At 63.8% G+C, this 22,614-nt stretch carries 20 protein-coding genes; 19 read left to right on the forward strand and 1 reads right to left on the reverse strand.

What is annotated here, in order from left to right; all coding sequences use genetic code 11:
* The first annotated feature begins 40 nt into the window (after positions 1–40).
* The 17 genes from AB4Y31_RS11470 to AB4Y31_RS11550 all read left to right on the forward strand — a co-directional run bounded on the left by AB4Y31_RS11470 (position 41) and on the right by AB4Y31_RS11550 (position 18,254).
* Positions 41–469: an HIT family protein gene (locus AB4Y31_RS11470; protein WP_368674014.1), complete on the forward strand. Its 429-nt coding sequence runs from the start codon at positions 41–43 to the stop codon at positions 467–469.
* Between the two features lie 50 nt (positions 470–519).
* Positions 520–939, forward strand: coding sequence for a gamma-butyrobetaine hydroxylase-like domain-containing protein (locus AB4Y31_RS11475; protein WP_107152783.1), 420 nt, complete (start codon positions 520–522; stop codon positions 937–939).
* 128 nt (positions 940–1,067) lie between these two features.
* On the forward strand, positions 1,068–1,799 hold the full coding sequence (ubiE, locus tag AB4Y31_RS11480) for a bifunctional demethylmenaquinone methyltransferase/2-methoxy-6-polyprenyl-1,4-benzoquinol methylase UbiE (RefSeq protein ID WP_368674015.1): 732 nt from the start codon (positions 1,068–1,070) through the stop codon (positions 1,797–1,799).
* A gap of 36 nt (positions 1,800–1,835) precedes the next feature.
* The gene (locus AB4Y31_RS11485) at positions 1,836–2,873 is read left to right on the forward strand and encodes a TIM44-like domain-containing protein (protein ID WP_368674016.1); all 1,038 of its coding nucleotides are present in this window, start codon (positions 1,836–1,838) and stop codon (positions 2,871–2,873) included.
* Positions 2,874–2,902: 29 nt separating this feature from the next.
* Positions 2,903–3,517 (forward strand): hypothetical protein, encoded by a 615-nt coding sequence (locus AB4Y31_RS11490; RefSeq protein ID WP_368674017.1) that lies wholly within the window; start codon positions 2,903–2,905, stop codon positions 3,515–3,517.
* Between the two features lie 185 nt (positions 3,518–3,702).
* A complete protein-coding gene (locus AB4Y31_RS11495) occupies positions 3,703–4,326 on the forward strand; it encodes an SCP2 domain-containing protein (RefSeq protein ID WP_368674018.1) in 624 nt (207 codons plus the stop codon).
* 25 nt (positions 4,327–4,351) lie between these two features.
* The gene (gene ubiB, locus AB4Y31_RS11500) at positions 4,352–5,929 is read left to right on the forward strand and encodes a ubiquinone biosynthesis regulatory protein kinase UbiB (RefSeq protein WP_368674019.1); all 1,578 of its coding nucleotides are present in this window, start codon (positions 4,352–4,354) and stop codon (positions 5,927–5,929) included.
* Between the two features lie 136 nt (positions 5,930–6,065).
* Positions 6,066–6,455 carry an FmdB family zinc ribbon protein gene (locus AB4Y31_RS11505; RefSeq protein ID WP_368674020.1) on the forward strand — a complete coding sequence of 130 codons (390 nt, stop codon included), beginning with the start codon at positions 6,066–6,068 and terminating at the stop codon, positions 6,453–6,455.
* A 259-nt stretch (positions 6,456–6,714) separates the two neighbouring features.
* Complete coding sequence (locus AB4Y31_RS11510) at positions 6,715–7,365, forward strand: DUF502 domain-containing protein (RefSeq protein WP_018443709.1); 651 nt, start codon at positions 6,715–6,717, stop codon at positions 7,363–7,365.
* Between the two features lie 57 nt (positions 7,366–7,422).
* On the forward strand, positions 7,423–9,225 hold the full coding sequence (aspS, locus tag AB4Y31_RS11515) for an aspartate--tRNA ligase (protein WP_368674021.1): 1,803 nt from the start codon (positions 7,423–7,425) through the stop codon (positions 9,223–9,225).
* 78 nt (positions 9,226–9,303) lie between these two features.
* On the forward strand, positions 9,304–9,780 hold the full coding sequence (nudB, locus tag AB4Y31_RS11520; RefSeq protein ID WP_368674022.1) for a dihydroneopterin triphosphate diphosphatase: 477 nt from the start codon (positions 9,304–9,306) through the stop codon (positions 9,778–9,780).
* Positions 9,777–11,015, forward strand: coding sequence for a cardiolipin synthase ClsB (gene clsB, locus AB4Y31_RS11525; protein ID WP_368674023.1), 1,239 nt, complete (start codon positions 9,777–9,779; stop codon positions 11,013–11,015). The genes nudB and clsB overlap by 4 nt, the downstream gene beginning before the upstream one ends.
* 242 nt (positions 11,016–11,257) lie before the next feature.
* Entirely contained in the window at positions 11,258–11,851 is a 594-nt protein-coding gene (locus tag AB4Y31_RS11530) for a TetR/AcrR family transcriptional regulator (protein ID WP_018443713.1), read from the forward strand.
* A gap of 68 nt (positions 11,852–11,919) precedes the next feature.
* A complete protein-coding gene (locus AB4Y31_RS11535; RefSeq protein ID WP_368674024.1) occupies positions 11,920–13,707 on the forward strand; it encodes an acyl-CoA dehydrogenase C-terminal domain-containing protein in 1,788 nt (595 codons plus the stop codon).
* Between the two features lie 12 nt (positions 13,708–13,719).
* A complete protein-coding gene (locus AB4Y31_RS11540) occupies positions 13,720–16,158 on the forward strand; it encodes a 3-hydroxyacyl-CoA dehydrogenase/enoyl-CoA hydratase family protein (protein ID WP_368674025.1) in 2,439 nt (812 codons plus the stop codon).
* 24 nt (positions 16,159–16,182) lie between these two features.
* Positions 16,183–17,382, forward strand: coding sequence for an acetyl-CoA C-acyltransferase (locus AB4Y31_RS11545; RefSeq protein ID WP_368674026.1), 1,200 nt, complete (start codon positions 16,183–16,185; stop codon positions 17,380–17,382).
* 101 nt (positions 17,383–17,483) lie between these two features.
* The gene (locus AB4Y31_RS11550; protein WP_368674027.1) at positions 17,484–18,254 is read left to right on the forward strand and encodes an enoyl-CoA hydratase; all 771 of its coding nucleotides are present in this window, start codon (positions 17,484–17,486) and stop codon (positions 18,252–18,254) included.
* A gap of 51 nt (positions 18,255–18,305) precedes the next feature.
* Here AB4Y31_RS11550 and fdhD read toward each other — a convergent pair whose 3' ends face one another.
* Positions 18,306–19,136, reverse strand: a complete 831-nt coding sequence (fdhD, locus tag AB4Y31_RS11555; RefSeq protein ID WP_368674028.1) for a formate dehydrogenase accessory sulfurtransferase FdhD — start codon at positions 19,134–19,136, stop codon at positions 18,306–18,308.
* Positions 19,137–19,244: 108 nt separating this feature from the next.
* Between fdhD and AB4Y31_RS11560 the strand changes: the two genes are divergently transcribed.
* Both AB4Y31_RS11560 and AB4Y31_RS11565 read left to right on the forward strand, forming a co-directional pair.
* The gene (locus tag AB4Y31_RS11560) at positions 19,245–19,721 is read left to right on the forward strand and encodes a nitrate reductase associated protein (RefSeq protein ID WP_368674029.1); all 477 of its coding nucleotides are present in this window, start codon (positions 19,245–19,247) and stop codon (positions 19,719–19,721) included.
* 244 nt (positions 19,722–19,965) lie between these two features.
* Complete coding sequence (locus AB4Y31_RS11565) at positions 19,966–22,614, forward strand: EAL domain-containing protein (protein WP_368674030.1); 2,649 nt, start codon at positions 19,966–19,968, stop codon at positions 22,612–22,614.

Raw genomic sequence — 22,614 nt, forward strand, 5'->3', positions numbered from 1 at the left:
ATCGAGGCCGCGATAATGCAAAAGACGCGAAAGGACGACGATGGACTGTGCATTCTGCCGTGACGAAGGCGGGGTAGTGCTCTGGCAGGACGACGCCATGCGCGTCGTCCTCGCGGACGAGCACGATTACCCGGGTTTCTGCAGGGTGATCTGGAACCGGCATGTTTCCGAGTTCTCCGATCTCATGGCCGCCGAGCGCGACCGTCTCATGCGCGTCGTCTATGCCGTCGAGCGGGCGCAGCGGCACGTGCTGCAGCCGGTCAAAGTCAACCTCGCGAGCCTCGGCAACCAGGTACCGCACGTGCACTGGCACGTGATCCCGCGTTTTTCGAACGACGCGCATTTCCCGTTGCCCGTCTGGGCACCGCGCCAGCGCGGCGTCTCGGAGGCGTTGCTGTCGTCGCGGCGCGCGCAAGCCACGCTCCTTGGCGACGCGGTTCGTCGCGAAATCGCCGAGGCGTTGGCATGAAGGCCCGAACCGCCCGAACCCGCACGCCCTGAATTCCTATCGAGAAAGCCATGAGCGGACTCACATCCGATACGCCCGTACCGACGAGCGTCGTCATTCACGCCGTCTCGCGCGTGCTCGAGCTGCAATACGCCGACGGCCGAAGCTATCGCGTGCCGTTCGAGCTGTTGCGCGTCTATTCGCCGTCAGCCGAAGTGCGTGGGCACGGGCCGGGACAGGAGACGCTGCAAACGGGCAAGCGCGACGTGACGATTGTGGCGATGGAGCCCGTCGGCAATTACGCGCTGCAGCCGACGTTTTCGGACGGGCATTCCACGGGCATCTATTCGTGGGATTTGCTTTACGAGCTCGCGACACAGAAGGACGCGCTGTGGCGGCAATACCTCGACAAGCTCGCCGCGGCGGGCGTCGATCGCGACGCGCCGATGAGCGCGCCGGACACACCGGGCGGGCACGGCCACTGCCACTGAGGGAGTCCGTGCCAGGGTGCCGCGGCGGCAGCTCTCGGCGACGGGCAAGGGATCATAGTAGATCGCGCACCGCCGCGGCTCCCGCCGCGTTCGCGCGCAACCATGCAAAAGAAGGGAGGATGTACGCCATGACCAAGACTCATTTCGGCTACGAGACGGTCGATGAACGAGAAAAGGCGAAGAAGGTGGCGGGTGTCTTCCATTCGGTCGCCCCGAGCTACGACCTGATGAACGATCTGATGTCGGGCGGGATGCATAGGGTCTGGAAACAGTTCACGATCGCGCAGGCGAACGTGCGGCCCGGGTTCAAGGTGCTCGACATCGCGGGCGGCACCGGCGATCTCGCCAAGACGTTCGCGAAGCAAGCGGGACAGACGGGCGAAGTCTGGCTGACCGACATCAACGAGTCGATGCTGCGCGTGGGCCGGGACCGGCTGCTCGACGACGGCGTGATCACCCCTGCGCTGCTCTGCGACGCCGAGAAAATTCCGTTTCCAGACAACTACTTCGACGTGGTCACGGTTGCGTTCGGCCTGCGCAACATGACGCACAAGGAAATCGCGCTGGCCGAGATGCGGCGCGTGCTGAAGCCGGGCGGACGCCTGCTCGTGCTCGAATTCTCGAAAGTCTGGGAGCCGTTGCGCCGCGCCTACGACATCTACTCGTTCAAGGTGCTCCCCTGGCTCGGCAGCAAGTTCGCGAAGGATGCCGAAAGCTACCGCTATCTCGCCGAATCGATTCGCATGCATCCGGACCAGGACACGTTGAAAACAATGATGGAACAAGCAGGCCTCGAAGCCGTCAAATATTACAATTTGTCAGCTGGCGTGGTAGCCTTGCATGTCGCGACGAAGTATTAGCGTCGCTAGCTCATTGTTTTAACGGAGGATTTTGAGATGACCGGTTCGCATTCCTGTGCTTTCAACAAGCTTTCCAAGACTTTGGGGAAGCGAATCGGATCGGCGGTCGTGGTCGCCGTAATCGCCGCGAGCACGATCGCGTCGCTCGATGCGCACGCGAAGCGGCTCGGTGGCGGCCGGAGCGTCGGGCGCCAGGCGCAGATGCTGCAGCCCTCGCAGAATGCGCCGTCGTCGCCTCGTAATCCGGCCCAGCAACAACCGATGCAGCAATCGGCACAACCGTCTCAGGCGCAGCGCGCGCAACAGTCCCCATCGCCGCAACCCGCGCCCGCCGCTTCTCCGCGTTCGCGCTGGCTCGGGCCGATCGCCGGGCTCGCGGCGGGTCTCGGCATCGCGGCGCTCTTGTCGCATTTCGGCCTCGGCTCCGCGTTCGCCGGGGCGATGGCGAACATCATCGTCATTGCGCTGCTTGCAATGATCGGCATCTGGCTCGTGCGCAAGCTCGTGTCGCGTGGCCGACGCGCGCCGTCGCCCGCATACGGCGCCGCCGGCGCGGCGACGGGTGCGACGCCGTTCGGTTCGCGGCCATTCGGAGAAAACCGCATGCAGGCCGGCAGCGATGACGCGTTCGGCCGCCGCGCCGGCGGCGCCGCGTGGTCGGGCGCGGGACAGTCCGCAGGCACGGCCGCGACGCTGCCCGCTGGCTTCGACGAGGGGACGTTTCTGCATCACGCCAAGCTCAACTTTGCGCGCTTACAGGCGGCTTGGGACGCGGGCAATGTCGCCGAGATCCGCGACCTCACGACGCCCGAAATGTTCAGCGAGCTGAAACGTGACATCGACGCGCGCGGCCGCGAAACGAATCGGACCGACGTCGTCCAGTTGAACGCCGAACTGCTCGGCGTCGAAGACCGCGGCCCCGAGTATCTCGCGAGCGTTCGCTTCAGCGGGCTGATTCGCGAATCGGCTGGCGCGCCGGCCGAGCCGTTTTCGGAGGTGTGGAATTTGACCAAGTCGGCGCGCGCAGGAGAGGGCTGGCTGCTTGCCGGGATCCAACAGTCCGCGCCTCATTAGAGCGTGTTCAATTCGCCAGACCTGCTCCCATGAGGATATTCGTCCTGTTTGCGTTAGCGATTTCTGCAATAAGTGTCTCGCCACATGCCAATGCCGATCCGGTGCGGCGTTTTAACATAATTGAGGTCGATAATTATGGCGCAAACAATCCTCGATTTGAAATGACGCAAGAGTTCGCCTCCTGTGCGAAACCCGTCGCGGGGAAAGAAAAGTTTACCTTGGAACGGGGATGGAACGAAAAATACAGGTACTATGAACTTCTTTCGGAAGATAGTTGTTTTTACGAAACCAAGGAGTTGCGCTGGCTCGTCACAGCGTCCCGGCAAGAGGACAACTTTCGGTGGCAATGCCGCATGCGTTTGACCAATCGGTTTGATGCAGAAATTCGTTGGTTTCGAACCAAAGTCGAAATAGAACCCGTAGAACCGGTCGCGCCGGGCGCGTCCGATCTCTGCACGGACGGCACGCTTTTCAAGTCGGCGATCTGTGAAAGTTCCGACAAGGCGAGTTGGGAGCGAGCCAATTGCCTCAATCAAGATTCCGACATGCATGGGAACATCACAATCAAACTGGGCGGTCCGCCATTGCCGCCCGCGCCGGCTTCGTGGTCAGTCAACCCGTTGACCACGAGTGCGCCTCAGTAAGCGCGCCCGTTGCTGATCGATGCTGCCTGTCGCACCGCGCGCCGGTTACCAGCGCGGCGTCGTCCCGTCAGCGTCGTTGCGTCGACCGCCGGGGCATGTCGTCGGCGGCCGGCGGTCGATCGGACGCTACAATAGAGGCCCGCGTAGGCCACCTCGCTCGCGCGGGCTTTTCATTTTCGAGCCCGATGATCCTCGCCGCCAAACCGATTGCCGCCGCTGTCAATCACCTGCTCGCTCGCGAAGCCTGGGCGCGCGAGCGCCTGGCGCCCTATGCGGGCAAGACGGCCCGGCTCGCCTTCTCGTCCGTCGCCGTGACGTTCGTCGTCCAACCCGACGGCTATCTAAACGGTATCGACGAGACGGAGGCGCCGCAGGTCGACGTGGCGATCGCCGTCCCGGCTGACGCCTTGCCCGCCTTCGTGCAAGGCGGCCAGGCCGCGGTTATGAAGCATGTGAAGATCGAGGGCGACGCCGAGTTCGCGACGCTCCTCGGCAAGCTGGCCGAGCACTTGCGCTGGGAGCCAGAAGAAGACCTCGCCAAGGTGATCGGCGATGCACCGGCGTATCGAGTCGCCACGCTCGTGCGAATGGCCGGCGAGCAGGCGGCGCGCGCGGGCCGCAATTTGCGCGATTCGGTTGCCGAGTATCTGCTCGATGAAAATCCGCAGCTCGTCCGGGGTGCATCGCTCGATCTTTTCAATGCGGAGCTTGCACGCGCACGCGACGCGCTCGCGCGGCTTGAAAAGCGCATCGAACGCATCGAGCGCGGCGGGCGAGCGGTCAGCGTACCCATGCGCGGCGTGCGCTAGACGTCGGCCCCGGGATTTTTCCTCCATGCGTCTTCTGCGCTTTATCAAGATCGTCTTCACCGTCATCCGTTTCGGCCTCGACGAGATGATGCTCGCGCGCATCAAAGATCGCCGCGTGCGATTCCTGCTTCGCATCGGCACGATCGGCCGCCGCTTCAGGTCGCCGCCGGCCGTGCGGCTGCGGCTTGCCCTCGAAAGCCTAGGCCCGATCTTCGTCAAGTTCGGCCAGGTGCTCTCGACGCGGCGCGACCTGCTTTCGACCGAAGTTGCCGTGGAGCTCGCGAAGCTGCAGGATCAGGTGCCTCCATTCGATTCCAACGTGGCGATCGGGATCATCGAAAAATCGCTCGGCGCGAGCGTCGACGTTCTCTTCGACGATTTCGAGCGAATTCCCGTGGCGAGTGCTTCCATCGCCCAGGTGCATTTCGCCAGAGTGAAATCGGGGCAACACGCCGGCAAGCCCGTGGCCGTGAAGGTGCTGCGGCCCAACATGCTGCCCGTCATCGACTCGGACCTCGCGCTCTTGCGCGATCTCGCCGTCTGGGCCGAGCGCCTTTGGGCCGACGGCAAGCGCTTGAAGCCGCGCGAAGTCGTCGCCGAATTCGACAAGTATCTGCACGACGAGCTCGACCTCATGCGCGAGGCGGCCAACGGCAGCCAGCTGCGCCGCAACTTCGCCGGACTCGATCTGCTGCTCGTTCCCGAGATGTACTGGGAGTTCTGCACGCCGAGCGTGCTCGTCATGGAGCGTATGGTCGGTGTGCCCATCAGCCAGATCGAGACGCTGCGGGAGGCGGGGGTCGACATACCGAAGCTCGCGCGCGAAGGCGTCGAGATTTTTTTCACGCAGGTTTTCCGCGACGGCTTTTTTCATGCCGATATGCACCCGGGCAACATCCAGGTGAGCCTCGATCCCGCGCATTTCGGCCGCTATATCGCGCTCGATTTCGGCATCATCGGCGCGCTTTCGGACTTCGACAAAAATTACCTCGCGCAGAACTTTCTCGCATTTTTCAAACGCGATTACCACCGCGTCGCGACGCTTCACCTCGAGTCGGGCTGGGTGCCGCCCACGACGCGCGTCGAGGAACTCGAAAGCGCGATTCGTGCCGTTTGCGAACCCTACTTCGACCGGGCCCTGAAGGACATCTCGCTCGGCCAGGTGCTGATGCGGCTTTTCTCGACCTCGCGGCGGTTCAATGTCGAAATCCAGCCGCAACTCGTCCTGCTGCAGAAGACCATGCTCAACGTCGAAGGTCTCGGCCGTTCGCTCGACCCGGAGCTGGATCTCTGGAAGACCGCGAAGCCGTATCTCGAGCGCTGGATGAACGAGCAGGTCGGCTTACGCGGCTGGTATGAGCGGCTCAAGATCGAGGCGCCGCAATGGAGCAAGACGCTGCCGCAGCTGCCGCGGCTTGTGCACAACGTGCTCGCCGACGTGCGCGAGGGCTCGCGTTCGCCGAACGACGCCGTCATGGAGATGCTGCTCGTCGAGCAACGGCGCACGAATCGGCTGCTCCAGGCGCTGCTTCTGTTCGGCGTGGCGGTCGGCGTCGGGGCCGTCGTCGCGCGCTTCTGGCTCGTGGTGGCATATGGGGCTTGAAGTTCCGAATCGCCGCCCCCATCTCACTAGCGCCTTTCGGCCGCGGCCCGACATCGGGGCGTCAGCCGATTACGGCTATAATTCAACGTTTTGCAAGCTTTGAACCGTTTTCGTCGGAATTGACGGGAAGAGAATCATGCCGATCTACGCTTATCGTTGCGAATCGTGCGGCTTCGAGAAAGACGTCCTGCAGAAGATCAGCGATGCGCCACTCACGCAGTGTCCCGAATGCCACAGTGAAACATTCCGCAAGCAGTTGACGGCGGCCGGCTTTCAATTGAAGGGCTCCGGCTGGTATGTCACCGATTTCCGCGGTGGCTCGAGCGGCGGAAAGGGCGCGAACGGCGCCAAGGGCGCCGACAGCGGCAAGCAGGAAGCCGGCGGGTCGAATTCCGGCGAGTCGAATGCCGGCGAGTCGAATGCCGGCGCGACGAATGCCGGCGCGACGAATGCCGGTGCGGCGACGGGCGCGCCCACGAGTACGGCGAGCTCGACGGCCGCTGCATCGAGCACGTCGGACGCGTGACACGGTTCGGGCGGAAGGCGTGGCCGGAACGCCGGCGAGCGCACCGTCCGGGCGCCGTCGCCAGTCGCTGCCGCTCGACCTGCAGTAAGCGGCTCGCACCCTGCGCCGACTCTTTTCCGTGGCGCACGACTACCCTCCCGGAGGGGGCTTGCCCCCCGGGGAACGTTCGTGGCGCCGGTTTCGCGCCAAGGCAGCCGAAGTCCCTCGGGGGCACGGAACGAAGTGAGCGCGGGGGCTCTAAAAATTTCTGGCGGTACTCATGAAGAAGACGACGCTCAAATCCGTGTTCCTTACCGGTCTGCTCGTTATCGTGCCCTTGGCCGTCACGCTCTGGGTGCTCGGGCTCATCATCGGCACGATGGACCAGACGCTGCTACTCCTGCCATCCTCGTGGCAACCGGAGAAGCTTTTCGGCTTCCATCTGCCGGGCATCGGTGCGCTGCTGACGATCGCATTCATCTTCGTCGTCGGTCTCTTCACTCAGAACCTGGTCGGTCAGAAACTCGTCACCTGGTGGGATGCGATCGTCCGCCACATCCCGGTCGTCGGGCCCCTTTACACGAGCGTGAAGCAGGTTTCCGACACGCTGCTTTCGAGCAGCGGCAACGCGTTTCGCAAGGCGCTCCTGATCGAGTATCCGCGGCGCGGCTCATACACGATTGCCTTTCTGACCGGCGCGCCCGGCGGCGACGTCGTCAATCATTTGCAGGAAGAGCATGTGAGCGTTTATGTCCCGACCACGCCGAATCCGACGTCGGGCTTTTTCCTGATGGTGCCGAGAAGCGAGGTCGTCGAGCTCGACATGAGCGTCGATGCGGCCCTGAAGTACATCGTCTCGATGGGCGTCGTCGCCCCGGCCGCGCCGACGCCGGTTGCGCCGATACGACGTCCGGTCGAGCCGCCCCTTTAATGCGAAGCGCGCCGCGTGGCGCGTCCCGCTCATTCATGCAAACGAAAGACGAACACCATGTCGATGAGATCTGAATACTGCGGTCTGGTGACCGAACACCTGCTGGGCCAATCCGTCGCGCTGTGCGGATGGGTGCATCGCCGGCGCGACCATGGCGGCGTCATTTTCATCGACCTGCGCGATCGCGAGGGGCTCGTTCAGGTCGTCTGCGACCCGGATCGCCCCGAGATGTTCAAGGCGGCCGAGGGCGTGCGCAACGAGTTTTGCGTGCGCATCGTCGGTGTCGTGCGCAACCGCCCCGAGGGCACGGTCAACACGGGCTTGAAGAGCGGCAAGATCGAGGTGCTTTGCCATGAGCTGACGGTGTTGAACCCATCGGTCACGCCGCCGTTCCAGCTCGACGACGACAATCTCTCCGAAACGACGCGCCTGACCCACCGTGTGCTCGATCTGCGCCGTCCGCAGATGCAGGAGAATCTGCGTCTGCGCTACCGGGTGGCCATGGAGGTCCGCAAGTACCTCGACGCGCAAGGCTTCATCGACATCGAAACGCCGATGCTCACGAAGAGCACGCCTGAAGGCGCGCGCGACTATCTCGTGCCGTCGCGCGTCAACGCGGGGCAGTTCTTCGCGCTCCCGCAATCGCCGCAGCTCTTCAAGCAGCTTCTGATGGTCGCGAACTTCGATCGCTACTATCAGATCGTGAAGTGCTTCCGTGACGAGGACCTGCGCGCCGACCGCCAGCCCGAGTTCACGCAGATCGACTGCGAGACCTCGTTCCTTTCCGAACAGGACATCCGCGACCTGTTCGAGAAGATGATTCGCCACGTGTTCAAGGAAACGATCGACGTCGCGCTCGACGATCCGTTCCCCGTCATGCAGTACGCCGAGGCCATGGCGCGGTTCGGCTCGGACAAGCCCGATCTGCGCGTGAAGCTCGAGTTCACCGAGCTCACGGATGCGATGAAGGACGTCGAGTTCAAGGTATTCAGCACGCCGGCCAACAGCAAGGATGGGCGAGTCGCCGCATTGCGCGTGCCGAAGGGCGGTGAGCTCACGCGCGGCGACATCGACGGTTATACCGAGTTCGTGCGCATCTACGGTGCGAAGGGCCTCGCCTGGATCAAGGTCAACGATGCGGCAAAGGGGCGCGACGGCTTGCAGAGCCCGATCGTCAAGAACCTGCACGATGCCGCGATCGCCGCGATCCTCGAACGCACGGGTGCGCGGGATGGCGACATTGTCTTCTTCGCCGCGGATCGCGCGAAGGTCGTCAACGACAGCCTCGGCGCGCTGCGTCTGAAGATTGGCCACTCGGAGTTCGGCAAGGCGAACGGCCTCGTCGAGCAGGGTTGGAAGCCGCTCTGGGTCATCGATTTTCCGATGTTCGAGTACGACGAAGAAGAAGCACGCTACGTCGCCGCGCATCACCCGTTCACGAGCCCGAAGGACGAGCATCTCGAGTATCTCGAGAGTGACCCTGGCCGATGCCTGGCCAAGGCCTACGATATGGTGCTGAACGGATGGGAAATCGGCGGCGGCTCGGTGCGGATCTACCGCGAGGACGTTCAAAGCAAGGTGTTCCGTGCACTGAAGATCGGGCCGGAGGAGGCGCGGGCGAAGTTCGGCTTCCTGCTCGACGCGTTGCAGTACGGCGCGCCGCCGCACGGCGGCATTGCGTTCGGTCTCGACCGCATCGTGACGATGATGGCCGGCGCCGATTCGATCCGCGACGTCATCGCCTTCCCGAAGACGCAGCGCGCGCAGGATCTGCTGACGCAGGCGCCGAGCGCTGTCGATGAGCGCCAGTTGCGCGAGCTGCATATCCGCTTGCGTCAGCCGGAACAATCGAAGGTCTGAGAGGGCCTCGCTGTTTTGTTGGAAGAGAAAAGGCGCGTCGGCGCCTTTTTTCTTCTCGCGGGCTACGATTGAAAAACCATGCAAAAGCCGCCAAAGATTCCGGAGTCCGTCCTCGTCGTCATCTACACGCCCGAGCTCGACGTGCTGATCATGGAGCGCGCCGATCGCCCGGGGTTCTGGCAATCGGTGACCGGCTCGAAAGACCATCTCGATGAACCGCTCATACAGACAGCAGTGCGCGAAGTCGCGGAGGAGACGGGGATCGAGATCGGCGGTGACCAAGTGCCGGCCGATGCACTGATCGACTGGCATCACCAGATCGAGTACGAAATCTATCCCGTCTGGCGGCATCGATACGCCGAGGGCATCACCCGCAACGTCGAGCATTGGTTCGGGCTCGAGGTGCCCTACCGGATCGCGGTGACACTGGCGCCGCGCGAGCACACCGCCTATTTGTGGCTGCCCTATGCCGAAGCGGCGGCACGCTGCTTCTCCTCGTCGAACCGCGACGCGATCCTCGAACTGCCGCGCCGCGCGCGTGCACGGGACGAATGAGCCGGCGCCGCACGCGCCGGCTGGCGCGATTCGGCGCGGGCCTGCTCTCGCGCCGAGGCCTCGTGCGGCTTGCGTTCACCGCGGGCAACGGCGTTCGTCTCCTGAGCACGGGCGCCGACTACTTCGCGGCGCTGATCGCTCGCATTGATGCGGCGCAGGTGAGCGTGGTGCTCGAAACCTATATCTTCTGCGACGACGCGGCCGGGCAGCCCGTCTCGACCGCGCTGATCCGCGCGGCAAAGCGGGGCGTGCGGGTGCGTATCATCACCGACGGTATCGGCACGGGGCGCCTGCCGTTTTTCGATGAATGGCTCGCCGCCGGCGTCGCGCATCGCGTCTACAATCCGCATCTCTTCGGCCGTTTCGGCTTTTCGCGCACCCACCGCAAGATCGCCGTCGTCGACGAGCGTTTTGCCTTTTGCGGCGGCATCAACATCGTCGACGACTATGACTCGAACGGCGTAAGCCTGCCGTTTCCGCGCTGGGACTTCGCCGTCGAGCTGGAGGGACCTGTCGTCGCGCAGGTGAGCGCGGCGTTCGACATCCAATGGCGGCGCATCGAGAGCGGCCATCGCCCGCATCCGCTGGAAGCGCTGCGAGCAGGCGCCTGGCTGCCGGCCTGGGCGCGCGGCCGGCGAGGCGCTTCGATTCCGCTCGGCTCGCCGGCCGTCGCCTTCGTCGCACGCGACAACCTCGTGAACCGGCGGGCGATCGAGAAGGCTTATCTCGTTGCCATCGGCCGGGCTCGACGCGAAATCCTCGTCGCGAATCCCTACTTCATGCCTGGACGCAAGATCCGCCGGGCCCTCGCGAGCGCGGCGCGCCGCGGCGTCGACGTGCGGCTCGTCGTCGGGCGCAAAGAGTTCGTGCTGCTCGACTACGCGGTCCGCTACCTGTACCGGACGCTGCTGAAAGCCGGCGTGCGGATAGCCGAGTATGAAAAGACGATGCTCCATGGCAAGGTGGCCGTGGTCGACTCCAACTGGGCGACGGTCGGCTCGTCCAATCTCGATGCGCTCAGTCTCGTGCTCAACAACGAGGCCAACGTCGTGCTCGTCGAGCATCCGGAAATCGCGCTGCTGCGTGAGGCGATGGTCGCCGCCTTCGACGAGGCGCGGCCGATCGATGCCGATCGGTACGCCGCACGGCCCTTTTTCGAGCGAGCGATCAACGGCGCCGCCTACGTCGCGTACCGGGCCGTCATGAAACTCATCACCGTCGGGGGATACGATTGATGGGATCGAGGGGCATAACGTAACGGCGCCGTCATGGCGCGGTAACGGGAGGGCAACGGCGGCGCTCGCGATCGCAATTCGCGAAAGCCCTCTTTCCCGCCCTCGGCAAATGAGGCAAGAATAAGGCCCCCAGTTAGATACGGCGTTCTAATAAAGTCCTTGTTTCGACGACGGCCGCACTCAATAATAGTACGGCCGTTCTATTTTTTTTGGTTCGATCACGAAAAGAACGGTACGAGGCCATGCGAAAAGGTGAACAGACGCGCGCCGCGATCCTCGATGCAGCGCTGGACCTGGCGAGCCGCGACGGGCTCGAAGGTCTGACGATCGGTCTTCTGGCCGAGCGCATGCAGATGAGCAAAAGCGGCGTGTTTGCGCATTTCGGCTCGCGCGAGGATCTGCAGGTGGAAGTGGTGCGCGAGTACCACCGCCGGTTCGAGGAAGAGGTGTTTTACCCGAGCCTGCGCGAGCCGCGCGGTCTGCCGCGCTTGAAGGCGATGCTGTCGCGCTGGATGGATAAGCGCGTCCAGGAAGTGATGACGGGATGCATCTATATCAGCGGCGCCGTCGAGTACGACGATCGCGGCGACAACCCGGTGCGCGAGCAGCTCGTCGCAAGCGTTTCGACCTGGCGCGCGGCGCTTTTGCGCGCGATTTCGCAGGCGGTGGAAGAAGGGCATCTGCGTGCGGATACCGATCCGAACCTGATGCTGTTCGAACTGTATAGCTTCACGCTCGGTCTGCATCACGACGCGCGGTTTCTGCATCTGCCCGATGCCGCGCGCCTCACGTGGGCCGCGTTGGAAAAGACGATCGTTTCTTACCAGAGCCGTTAGCGGGGCGCGTGCCAGTGCCCGCCTCGATCGACGGCCGAGCTTGTCGCCGCAATCTTTGGAGGGTAGTCATGGGCCAATACGCCGCGCCGCTGCGCGACATGAAGTTCGTTCTGCACGAGCTGCTCGACGTCGAAGCCGAACTGAAGGGCATGCCGAGGCACGCCGAACTCGACGCCGATACGATCAATCAGGTGCTCGGAGAGGCCGGCAAGTTCTGCGAAGAGGTGCTGTTCCCGCTCAATCAGAGCGGCGACCAGGAAGGGTGCGTCTACGAGGGCGCCGGCATCGTCAAAACGCCCACGGGTTTCAAGGACGCCTACCGGCAGTACGTCGAAGCGGGATGGCCCGCGCTCTCCTGCGAACCCGAATATGGCGGGCAGGGGCTGCCGAAATTCGTCAACAATGCGTTGTTCGAGATGATGAATTCGGCGAACCAGGCCTGGACGATGTATCCGGGGCTCTCGCACGGCGCCTATGAGTGCCTCACCGCGCACGGCACGCCGGAGCAGCAGAAGGTCTATCTGCCGAAGCTCGTCGCCGGCACTTGGACGGGCACGATGTGCCTGACGGAGCCGCATTGCGGCACGGACCTCGGCATGCTGCGCACGAAGGCCGAGTCGTATGGAGACGGCTCCTACTCGCTGTCGGGCACGAAAATCTTCATCTCGAGCGGCGAGCACGACCTCGCGGAGAACATCGTGCACCTCGTTCTCGCGCGGCTGCCCGATGCGCCGCCGGGGACGAAGGGTATCTCGCTTTTCATCGTGCCGAAGTTCATTCCGACGCCGGACGGTGAGCCAGGTCAGCGCAATGCCATCAAGTGCGGATCGATCGAGCACAAGATGGGTATTCATGGCAACGCCACCTGCGTGATGAACCTCGACAACGCGAAGGGCTGGCTCGTCGGCGAGCCGAACCGCGGCCTGCAGGCGATGTTCGTCATGATGAACGCGGCGCGGCTCGGCGTCGCGATGCAGGGGCTCGGCCTCACGGAAGTGGCTTACCAGAACTCGCTCGCCTACGCGAAGGAGCGCTTGCAGATGCGCTCGCTCTCCGGCCCAAAGGCGCCGGAGAAGCCGGCCGATCCCATCATCGTCCATCCCGACGTGCGCCGCATGCTGCTCACGCAAAAGGCCTACGCCGAAGGCGCGCGCGCGTTTTCGTACTGGGCCGCGGTGCAGATCGATCGCGAGCTCTCGCATGCCGACGAGGCCGTGCGCAAGGACGCGAGCGATCTCGTCGCGCTGCTCACGCCGGTGCTGAAGGCATTCCTCAGCGACAACGCGTTCGAGTGCACCAATCACGCTCTGCAGGTCTTCGGCGGGCACGGCTATATCGCCGAATGGGGTATGGAGCAGTACGTTCGCGACGCACGCATCAACATGATCTACGAGGGCACGAATGCCGTGCAGGCGCTCGACCTGCTCGGCCGCAAGGTGCTCGCCGACATGGGCGCGAAGCTGAAGAAGTTCGGCAAGCTCGTTACCGAGTTCGTCGAAGCGGAGGGCGTTAAGCCCGAGATGCAGGAGTTCGTCAACCCGCTCGCCGATATCGGCGAAAAGGTGCAGAAGCTCACGATGGAGATCGGCATGAAGGCGATGCAGAACCCCGACGAAGTGGGCGCTGCCGCCGTACCCTATCTGCGCACCGTCGGCCATCTCGTCTTCTCGTACTTCTGGGCCCGCATGGCACGCATTGCGCTCGACAAAGAGGCGTCGGGCGACCCGTTCTACAAGTCGAAGCTCGCCACCGCGCGCTTTTACTTCGCGAGGCTCCTGCCCGAGACGGCCGCGACGATCCGCATGGCGCGCGCGGGGGCGAAGCCGCTGATGGAGATCGACGAGGCGCTGTTTTAACTGGAGAGACACGTGAGCAACCTGATCATTCGCAAGGTGGCCGTGCTCGGCGCCGGCGTAATGGGCGCGCAGATCGCCGCGCACCTCATCAACGCCAAGGTGCCGGTGCTGCTGTTCGACCTTCCGGCCAAGGAAGGTCCGAAGAACGCGATCGCCCTCAAGGCGATCGACAATCTAAAGAAGCTCTCGCCGGCCCCGCTCGGCGTCAAGGACGATGCGCGCTACATCGAACCGGCGAACTACGAGGACGATATTGCCCGGCTCGCCGAATGCGACCTCGTGATCGAAGCGATCGCCGAGCGCATGGACTGGAAGCACGATCTCTACCAGAAGGTCTCGCCCCATCTCGCGCCCCATGCGATTTTCGCGACGAATACGTCGGGCCTCTCGATCACTCAGTTGTCCGAAGGATTTTCGGACGAGCTGAAGTCGCGCTTTTGCGGTGTGCATTTCTTCAATCCGCCGCGCTATATGCATCTCGTCGAGCTGATCCCGACGGCGACGACGCGCGCGCAGATCCTCGACGATCTGGAGTCGTTCCTCACGAGCGTCGTCGGCAAGGGCGTCGTCCGTGCGAAAGACACGCCGAATTTCATTGCGAACCGCGTCGGCGTCTTTTCCATCCTCGCCGTCATGGCGGAAGCCGCGAAATACGGGCTTCGCTTCGACGAGGTCGACGACCTGACGGGTGCGCGTCTCGGGCGCGCAAAGTCGGCGACGTTCCGCACCGCCGACGTCGTCGGCCTCGATACGTTGGTGCACGTCATCAAGACGATGCAGGACAATCTTCCCGAAGATCCGTTCTTCCCCGTCTACGAGACGCCTGCCGTGCTGGCATCGCTCGTCCAGAAGGGCGTGCTCGGACAGAAGAGCGGCAGCGGGTTCTATCGGAAGGAAGGCAAGGCGATCAAGGTACTCGATCCGAAGACGGGCGAGTACGTCGAGAGCGGTGCCAAGGCGGACGAGCTCGTCGGCCGCATCCTCAAGCGTGCGCCGGCCGAGCGGTTGAAGCTGCTGCGCGAATCGGAGCACCCGCAGGCCCAATTTCTATGGGCCATTTTCCGCGATGTTTTCCACTACATCGCCGTTCATCTCGAATCGATCGCGGACAACGCGCGTGACGTCGATCTCGCGATTCGATGGGGCTTCGGCTGGAGCGACGGGCCGTTCGAAGGATGGCAGGCCGCCGGCTGGAAGCAAGTGGCCGAATGGGTGCGGGACGATATCGCCGCGGGCAAGGCGCTCGCGAAGGCGCCGCTGCCCTCGTGGGTCTTCGACGGCCCCGTCGCCGAGAAAGGCGGCGTCCATACGAACGAGGGATCGTGGTCGCCGGCCGCGAAATCGTTCGTGCCGCGTTCCACGCTCGGCGTCTATGACAAGCAGATGTTCCGCGCGCCGCTCGTCGGCGAGACCGGCCGCGATCCGAGAAAGCAGGGCAAGACGCTCTTCGAAAGCGAGACGCTGCGCGCTTGGGTCGACGATCGCGCCGGCGAAGACGACGTCGTCATCGTTTCGTTCAAGAGCAAGATGAACACGATGGGGCCGAGCGTCATCGACGGGCTCGTGCAGGCTATCGACCTCGCCGAGAAGGACTACCGCGCCGTCGTCATTTGGCAGCCGACCTCGCTGACGCTTGGCACGCCCGGCGGACCGTTCTCGGCCGGTGCGAACCTCGAAGAGGCAATGCCCGCATTCATGATGGGCGGCGCGAAGGGCATCGAGCCGTTCGTGAAGAAGTTCCAGCAGGGCATGCTGCGCGTCAAATACGCGAACGTGCCCGTCGTGACGGCGGTGTCGGGCATCGCACTCGGCGGCGGTTGCGAGCTGATGCTCCACAGCGCGAAGCGCGTGGCGCATTTCGAGAGCTACGTTGGGCTCGTGGAAGTCGGTGTCGGGCTGTTGCCAGCCGGCGGCGGTCTCAAGGAGGCGGTGTTGCGCGCGGCGGAAACGGCTGCCGCGGTCGGCGCGCCGCAGGGCGAGCTGCTCAAGTTCGTCAGCAAGTCGTTCGAGAACGCGGCGATGGCGAAGGTCTCGGGCTCCGCGCTCGAAGCGCGCGCAATGGGCTATCTGAAGCCGTCGGACACGATTGTCTTCAACGTCTTCGAGTTGCTCGATACGGCGAAGAAGGAAGCGCGCGCACTGGCGGCCGCCGGCTATCGGCCGCCGCTGCGGGCTTCGCAGATCCCCGTCGCGGGCCGCTCGGCGATTGCGACGATCAAGGCGCAGCTCGTCAACATGCGCGACGGCAACTTCATCAGCGCGCATGACTACCTGATCGCCTCGCGCATCGCCGAGGTCATATGCGGCGGCAACGTGGAGGCGGGGAGCCTCGTCGACGAGGAGTGGCTCCTCACGCTCGAGCGCCGCGCGTTCGTCGAGCTGCTCGGCACGCAAAAGACGCAGGAGCGGATCATGGGCATGCTGCAGACCGGCAAGCCGGTGCGCAACTAACGCGGTGGCAATGAGGAGCTGCAAATGAGCAAACAGCTGCAAGACGCATACATCGTCGCGGCAAGCCGCACGCCGATCGGCAAGGCGCCGCGCGGGGCGTTCAAGAACACGCGCCCGGACGAGCTTCTGGTCCATGCGATCAGATCGGCCGTCGCGCAGGTGCCGGCGCTGGATACGAACGTCATCGAAGACGCGATCGTCGGCTGCGCGATTCCCGAGGCCGAGCAAGGGCTCAACGTCGCCCGCATGGGCGCGCTGCTCGCGGGCCTGCCGAGGTCGGTCGGCGGCGTGACGGTCAATCGTTTCTGCGCATCGGGCCTGACTGCGCTCGCGATGGCGGCCGACCGGATCCGTGTCGGCGAGTCGGACGCGATGATCGCGGGCGGGTGCGAATCGATGAGCATGGTGCCGATGATGGGCAACACGCCGTCGATGTCGCCGCATATCTTCGATCGCGACGAAGACTATGGCATCGCCTATGGCATGGGGCTGACGGCCGAGCGCGTCGCCGAGTGCTGGAAGGTGAGCCGCGAGGACCAGGATCGCTTTTCGCTGAGTTCACACGAAAAGGCGATCGCCGCGCAAAAGGCTGGCGAATTCAAGGATGAGATCGCGCCTTATGCGATCGTCGAGCGATTTCCGGATCTGGCCTCGGGGGAGGTCAAAGTCAGCACGCGCGAGCTCGCGCTCGACGAGGGCCCTCGGCCTGATACATCGATCGAAGGACTCGCGAAGCTCAAGCCTGTGTTTAGGAGCAAGGGCTCGGTGACGGCCGGTAACAGCTCGCAGACATCGGACGGCGCGGGCGCGCTCATCGTCGTTTCCGAAAAGATCCTGAAGCAGTTCAACCTGACGCCGCTGGCGCGTTTCGTGAGCTTCGCCGTGCGTGGCGTGCCTCCCGAAGTGATGGGCATCGGGCCGAAGGAAGCGATTCCCGTGGCGCTGAAGGCCGCCGGCCTCAAGCAGGACGATTTGGACTGGATCGAGCTCAATGAAGCGTTCGCGGCGCAGTCGCTCGCCGTCATTCGCGAGCTCGGGCTCGATCCCGCAAAGGTCAATCCGATCGGCGGAGCCATCGCGCTGGGGCATCCGCTCGGCGCGACCGGCGCGATTCGGGCGGCTACGGTCGTGCATGGCCTGCGTCGGCGCAATCTTAAGTACGGGATGGTGACGATGTGCGTCGGTACCGGCATGGGTGCCGCCGGCATTATCGAGCGCCTTTGATCGGCCTGACGCGGCGGATATCGGTGCCGGCTCGCGGGCTAATGATCGTTCCTCGACGATCGGACAGCTTCGCGAGCAATCGCTTTTTCTGGAGTCGACAAATGACGGACGAAATTCTGGTGGAGCGCGCCGATGGCGTGATGACGATTACCCTCAATCGTCCGAATAAAAAGAATGCGATCACGTCGGCGATGTATGCCGCGATGACGGAAGCGCTCGAAGATGCCCGCGACGATGCGGCCGTGCGTGCGATCGTGATGCGCGGCGCTGGGGGCGCATTCAGCGCGGGCAACGATCTCGAGGATTTCGTGAAGTCGCCGCCGATGGGCGACGACGCGCCGGTTCTGCGGTTTCTGCGCAGCATCAGCACGGCGCCAAAGCCGGTCGTGGCATCGGTAACGGGCGTCGCGGTCGGGATCGGCACGACGCTGCTGCTTCATTGCGACCTCGTCTATGCGGCCGATTCGGCGACGTTCTCGTTGCCGTTCGCGCAGCTGGGGCTGTGTCCGGAGGCGGCTTCGAGCATGTTGCTGCCGCGCCTGGCCGGTTACCAGCTCGCCGCGGAAAAGTTGCTGCTGGGTGAGGCGTTCGACGCACGCGAGGCGCATCGGATGGGAATCGTGAACCGCCTGCTGCCTGCGGGCGAAGTCGATGCGTTTGCTCTCGCGCAGGCAGCCAAGCTGGCGACGTTGCCTGCCGCGTCGCTGCGCGTGACGAAGCGCTTGATGAAGCAGGCGGGAGACCAGGAAGTCGCGCAGCGGATCAAGGAGGAAGTCGTGCACTTCGGCAAGATGCTGCTCGCGCCCGAAGCACGCGAAGCCATGACGGCATTTCTTCAAAAGCGCAAGCCGGACTTTCGCCAGTTCGATTAGCGGGCCGCGCTGGCCCAGCGGTGCGCCGTTCCGTTCGAGGCACGGCGGTCCCTATGCCGTTTCGTAGTCGACATACCCGGCCTCGCGGCAAAAGCTCAGCAGCCGGATGCCTGCCTGACGCGCGATCGTGACGGCCAGCGACGACGGCGCCGATATCGTCGCGACCATCGGGATGCCGACGCGCGCCGCCTTGCGTACCAGCTCGTAACTCGCACGGCTCGAAAGGAAGACGAAGCCGTCGGTCGTATCCGTGCGATCGAGGACGAGCTGGCCGATCAGCTTATCAAGTGCGTTGTGTCGGCCGACGTCCTCGAAGGCGCGCCGAATCGACCCGTCGGCCGCGCACCATGCGGCGGCATGCAGGCCGCCCGTGAGCTTCGTGAGCGCCTGATGCTCGGGCAGCGCGCGCGCCGCATGTGCGATCGCGTCGGGTGCGAGGCGTGACAGGAATCCCGTATCAGGGACGCGCTCGGGCGCGAGATCGAGCAAATCGATGCTCTCGATACCGCACACCCCGCATCCGGTGCGGCCGGTGAGCGCGCGCCGCTTTTCCTTGAGTGCGACGAACGCCTGCTGGACGACGGTCAGTTCGACCTGAGCGTGTGGAAACGGCAATTCTTCGCCGTGCATCGTCACTTCGATGTCATGGATGTCGCTGCCGCGCTCGACGATCCCTTCGGAAATTGCGAAGCCGACCGCGAACGCCTCGAGATCGCGTGGCGTACACATCATGACGGCATGCGAGATGCCGTTGAAAATGAGCGCGACCGGCCACTCCTGGCCGATCCGGTCAGCGGCGGTCTCGACGGCGCCCGCGCGATGCCGGCGCACTTGCTGCTCAACGACGCCCGATTGCTCGGTGTAATCCAATGGTTCGTTCAAGATCGCTCCTTGCTGGCCGCATTGACGCGCCGGTTAAAGTCTAAAATACCCGAACCGGACCATATCTGCCTGCCGAAACAAGGCTTCGTTGACCGAGAGGACATCGTCATGGGACTGCTCGAAGCGCCGTTCTTGTTCGATTTCGAAGTGGTGTCGTCAGAAGACTTCAAATTCATGCCGATGTCGGTGCGCTTCAACCTCGATCGCTTTGGGCTGCGTATCTCGCTCGCGCAATGGCAGATGCTGCCCTACCCGGACCGTGTGCTGCTCGCGCGCTTTCCCGTCGACGACGATACGGCGATCGAGCCGAATTTCGACCATGCGCTCTTCGAGATGATGCGCACGCATGCGAATGTCGAGCCGGAATGGTTCACGCCGGACGCCGACCCCGCATGGCGCAAGGTCGACACCGTGCCCGAAGGCGTTACCCATCAGTGCGGCATCGCCGGGATCCCCGTCCCCTCGAATGACCGCTGGGCACAGCTCGCGCCGTTCAAGCGCTATGTGCTGGCGAAGCTGTCGCGCAAGCCGGAAGGCAATCACGACTTCATACCGGCCATGAAGGAATTCGGGCTTGCGGCTTGAATTTAACAATCGTTGAGAATTTCGCCGAGCGATCGAGTACGGATTCGTTTCGTGATTTCGTCATACGAATAATTGAGCATGTTGTTTTGCTTTTTTGCGCCGACACGCTCAACTTTTGCGCGGCGTTGCCGTTATCCACGAGTTGGCGCGTCAAAAAACCCGTATTGTTTCGTACTCCTTCAATAATGGGGTGCCTGCCCCGCAGGATGGGTGCGTCGTCCCCAGTGCGAACGACGTTCGATAAATGACATCTTTCTTTTCGAAGCGGCTGCTGATCAACCTCGTCGTCGTCGTCGCGGCCGCGGTCGCCGCTTCGATGCGTTCGACGCGCTTTGCCATGCTGCTTCTGCTCGTGACGATGATCGCGGGCTGCGGCGTGCTGATCTACACCTTTGGCGCGCGCGAGGGCGCCGCGCGCGCGAAGCTGCGTGTCGCGCGCGTAATGCGTCGCAGCGACGAGCGCTTTCGCGAGCTTTTCGATGCCCATCCCGTGCCGATGTGGATCTACGACCGCGAAACGCTGAGCTTTCTCGCGGCGAACGACGCCGCCGTCGAGCAGTACGGTTACAGCGAAAGCGAGCTGCTTTCGATGACGATCCGCGAGATTCACCCGCCCGACGAGCTCGCGCGGCTCGATTCGTATCTGGGCCGCACCAGCGCGACGCCGCGCCGCGGCCGTGTCATGGCCGGGGTTTGGCGCCATCGGCGTCGCGACGGCTCGCTGCTCTCGGCCGATATCTCGAACCACGTGCTGAGCTTCATGGGCCGTCCGGCGATGTTCGTGCTGGCCGACGACGTGACCGATCAGATCAAGGCCGAAGCCGAGGCCCAGCGCTCGAACCAGATGCTCGAGACCGTCATCGACAACATCCCGCAGCGCATTTTCTGGAAGGACCGCGAATCGCGCTATCTCGGCTGCAATATGGCGTTCGCGCGCGACGCGGGGCTCGCCTATCCCGAGCAAGTGATCGGCAAGACCGACTACGACATGCCGTGGAAAAGCATGGCTGACTCGCTGCAGCGAGCCGATCGCGAAATCGTCGTGACCGGCGTGCCGAAGATGAACCTCGAGTTCGAAGTTGTGGTGGAAGGCGTCTTGCGCGCCGGCATCACGAGCAAGATTCCGCTCACGAACGGCGACGGCACGGTGATCGGCGTGCTGGGTTCCTACACGGACACGACCGATCGCAAGCGCTCCGATCTGGCGCTGCGCCTGCAAAGCCGCGCGCTCGATGCGAGCGTCAATGCGATCGTCATCACGGGGCCGGCCGAAGGCGGCCATGTCATCGAGTACGCGAATCCCGCCTTCAAGCGCATCACGGGATACGAGCCGGCCGAGGTCATCGGCCACGACTCCCGGCTCCTGCAGCGCGACGATCGTGAGCAGGACGGGCTCGTCGCCATTCGCGAAGGACTCGCGGCGAACCGTGAGGTCAGCGCGGTTTTGCGCAATTACCGCAAGGATGGCGCGCTGTTCTGGAATCAGCTCTACGTCGCACCCGTGCCCGATACGGACGGCCGAATCACGCACCATATCGGCGTCATCAACGATGTGACCGAGCTGATCCGCTATCAGGAACAACTCGAATATCAGGCGAACTACGACAGTCTCACGAGGCTGCCCAATCGCATCCTCCTGCGCGAGCGGCTGCAGCAATCAATGGCGCGCGGCATCGAACTCGCGGTCGTGTTCGTCGATCTCGACGGCTTCAAGAACGTCAACGACAGTCTCGGCCATAGCGTCGGCGACCGCCTGCTCGGCGTCGTCGCCGAGCGGCTCGCGCGCACGGTTCAGGCCGGCGATACCGTCGCGCGTCATGGCGGCGACGAGTTCGTGATCGTACTGACGGAGCTCGTCGGCGACGGTGCGCTCGTGAAGTGGATGGAGCGCGTTCGCGCGGTGATCTCGGAGCCGGTCATGCTCGACGGCACCGAGCTCTATGTCGGCTGCAGCATGGGCGCGAGCCTCTTTCCGCAAGATGGTGAGGACGTCGAAACATTGCTGAAAAAGGCCGACCTCGCCATGTATCGCGCGAAGGACATGGGGCGCAACACGTTCCAGCTCTATCAGCCCGAGATGAACACGAGCGTCGGTGCGCGCCTGAATCTCGAGCGGCGCCTGCGCCGCGCGCTTCGCGACGGCGAATTCCTGCTTCACTATCAGCCGCAGGTCGACATCGGGACCGGGCGCATCGTCGGCATGGAGGCGCTCGTGCGCTGGCACGACCCGGAAGTGGGGCTCGTGCCGCCCTCGGCGTTCATTCCGGTCGCCGAAGAAAGCGGCCTGATCGGCCCGTTGTCGGAGTGGGTGCTGCGCGAGGCCTGCCGCCAGAACAAAGCCTGGCAGGACGAAGGGCTGCCGCCCGCGCGCGTCTCGGTGAATCTGTCGGCCCGCCAGTTTCAGCAGCGCGACATCGCCAAGCTCGTCATGTCGATCCTCGAGGAGACCGGGCTGGAGCCGCGCTACCTCGAGCTCGAGCTGACTGAGAGCACGATCATGCGCAACGCCGAGGAAGCGGTCATCATGCTCAACGAGCTTCACGCGCTCGGTATCGGCCTCGCGATCGACGATTTCGGGACCGGCTATTCGAGCCTCAGCTATCTGAAGCGCTTTCCGGTCGACCGGCTCAAGATCGATCGCTCGTTCGTCTCGGACATCGGCGACTCCAGCGATGATGAGACGATTACCTCGGCCATCATCGCGCTCGCGCATTCGCTCGATCTGCAGGTCATTGCGGAAGGTGTCGAGACGGCCGCGCAACTCGACTTCCTGAAAGCGCGCGCCTGCCATGAAATGCAGGGCTACTACTTCGCGCGGCCGATGCCGCAGGATGCGATTCCCCAGCTTCTGGAGCGCGACCGAGGGCGCAAGACCGAACACGCCGACGCATAG

Origin of the sequence: Trinickia sp. EG282A, from assembly GCF_040965455.1 — a bacterium.
GTDB classification, from domain to species: domain Bacteria; phylum Pseudomonadota; class Gammaproteobacteria; order Burkholderiales; family Burkholderiaceae; genus Trinickia; species Trinickia symbiotica.

Coding starts and splice junctions, on each gene's coding strand:
- AB4Y31_RS11535 (WP_368674024.1), top strand. CDS start 11,920: ATGGGCCAATACGCCGCGCCGCTGCGCGACATGAAGTTCGTTCTGCAC.
- AB4Y31_RS11510 (WP_018443709.1), top strand. CDS start 6,715: ATGAAGAAGACGACGCTCAAATCCGTGTTCCTTACCGGTCTGCTCGTT.
- AB4Y31_RS11505 (WP_368674020.1), top strand. CDS start 6,066: ATGCCGATCTACGCTTATCGTTGCGAATCGTGCGGCTTCGAGAAAGAC.
- AB4Y31_RS11495 (WP_368674018.1), top strand. CDS start 3,703: ATGATCCTCGCCGCCAAACCGATTGCCGCCGCTGTCAATCACCTGCTC.
- ubiB (WP_368674019.1), top strand. CDS start 4,352: ATGCGTCTTCTGCGCTTTATCAAGATCGTCTTCACCGTCATCCGTTTC.
- AB4Y31_RS11485 (WP_368674016.1), top strand. CDS start 1,836: ATGACCGGTTCGCATTCCTGTGCTTTCAACAAGCTTTCCAAGACTTTG.
- ubiE (WP_368674015.1), top strand. CDS start 1,068: ATGACCAAGACTCATTTCGGCTACGAGACGGTCGATGAACGAGAAAAG.
- AB4Y31_RS11560 (WP_368674029.1), top strand. CDS start 19,245: ATGGGACTGCTCGAAGCGCCGTTCTTGTTCGATTTCGAAGTGGTGTCG.
- clsB (WP_368674023.1), top strand. CDS start 9,777: ATGAGCCGGCGCCGCACGCGCCGGCTGGCGCGATTCGGCGCGGGCCTG.
- AB4Y31_RS11490 (WP_368674017.1), top strand. CDS start 2,903: ATGAGGATATTCGTCCTGTTTGCGTTAGCGATTTCTGCAATAAGTGTC.
- AB4Y31_RS11470 (WP_368674014.1), top strand. CDS start 41: ATGGACTGTGCATTCTGCCGTGACGAAGGCGGGGTAGTGCTCTGGCAG.
- nudB (WP_368674022.1), top strand. CDS start 9,304: ATGCAAAAGCCGCCAAAGATTCCGGAGTCCGTCCTCGTCGTCATCTAC.
- AB4Y31_RS11475 (WP_107152783.1), top strand. CDS start 520: ATGAGCGGACTCACATCCGATACGCCCGTACCGACGAGCGTCGTCATT.
- AB4Y31_RS11545 (WP_368674026.1), top strand. CDS start 16,183: ATGAGCAAACAGCTGCAAGACGCATACATCGTCGCGGCAAGCCGCACG.
- AB4Y31_RS11530 (WP_018443713.1), top strand. CDS start 11,258: ATGCGAAAAGGTGAACAGACGCGCGCCGCGATCCTCGATGCAGCGCTG.
- AB4Y31_RS11565 (WP_368674030.1), top strand. CDS start 19,966: ATGACATCTTTCTTTTCGAAGCGGCTGCTGATCAACCTCGTCGTCGTC.
- aspS (WP_368674021.1), top strand. CDS start 7,423: ATGTCGATGAGATCTGAATACTGCGGTCTGGTGACCGAACACCTGCTG.
- AB4Y31_RS11550 (WP_368674027.1), top strand. CDS start 17,484: ATGACGGACGAAATTCTGGTGGAGCGCGCCGATGGCGTGATGACGATT.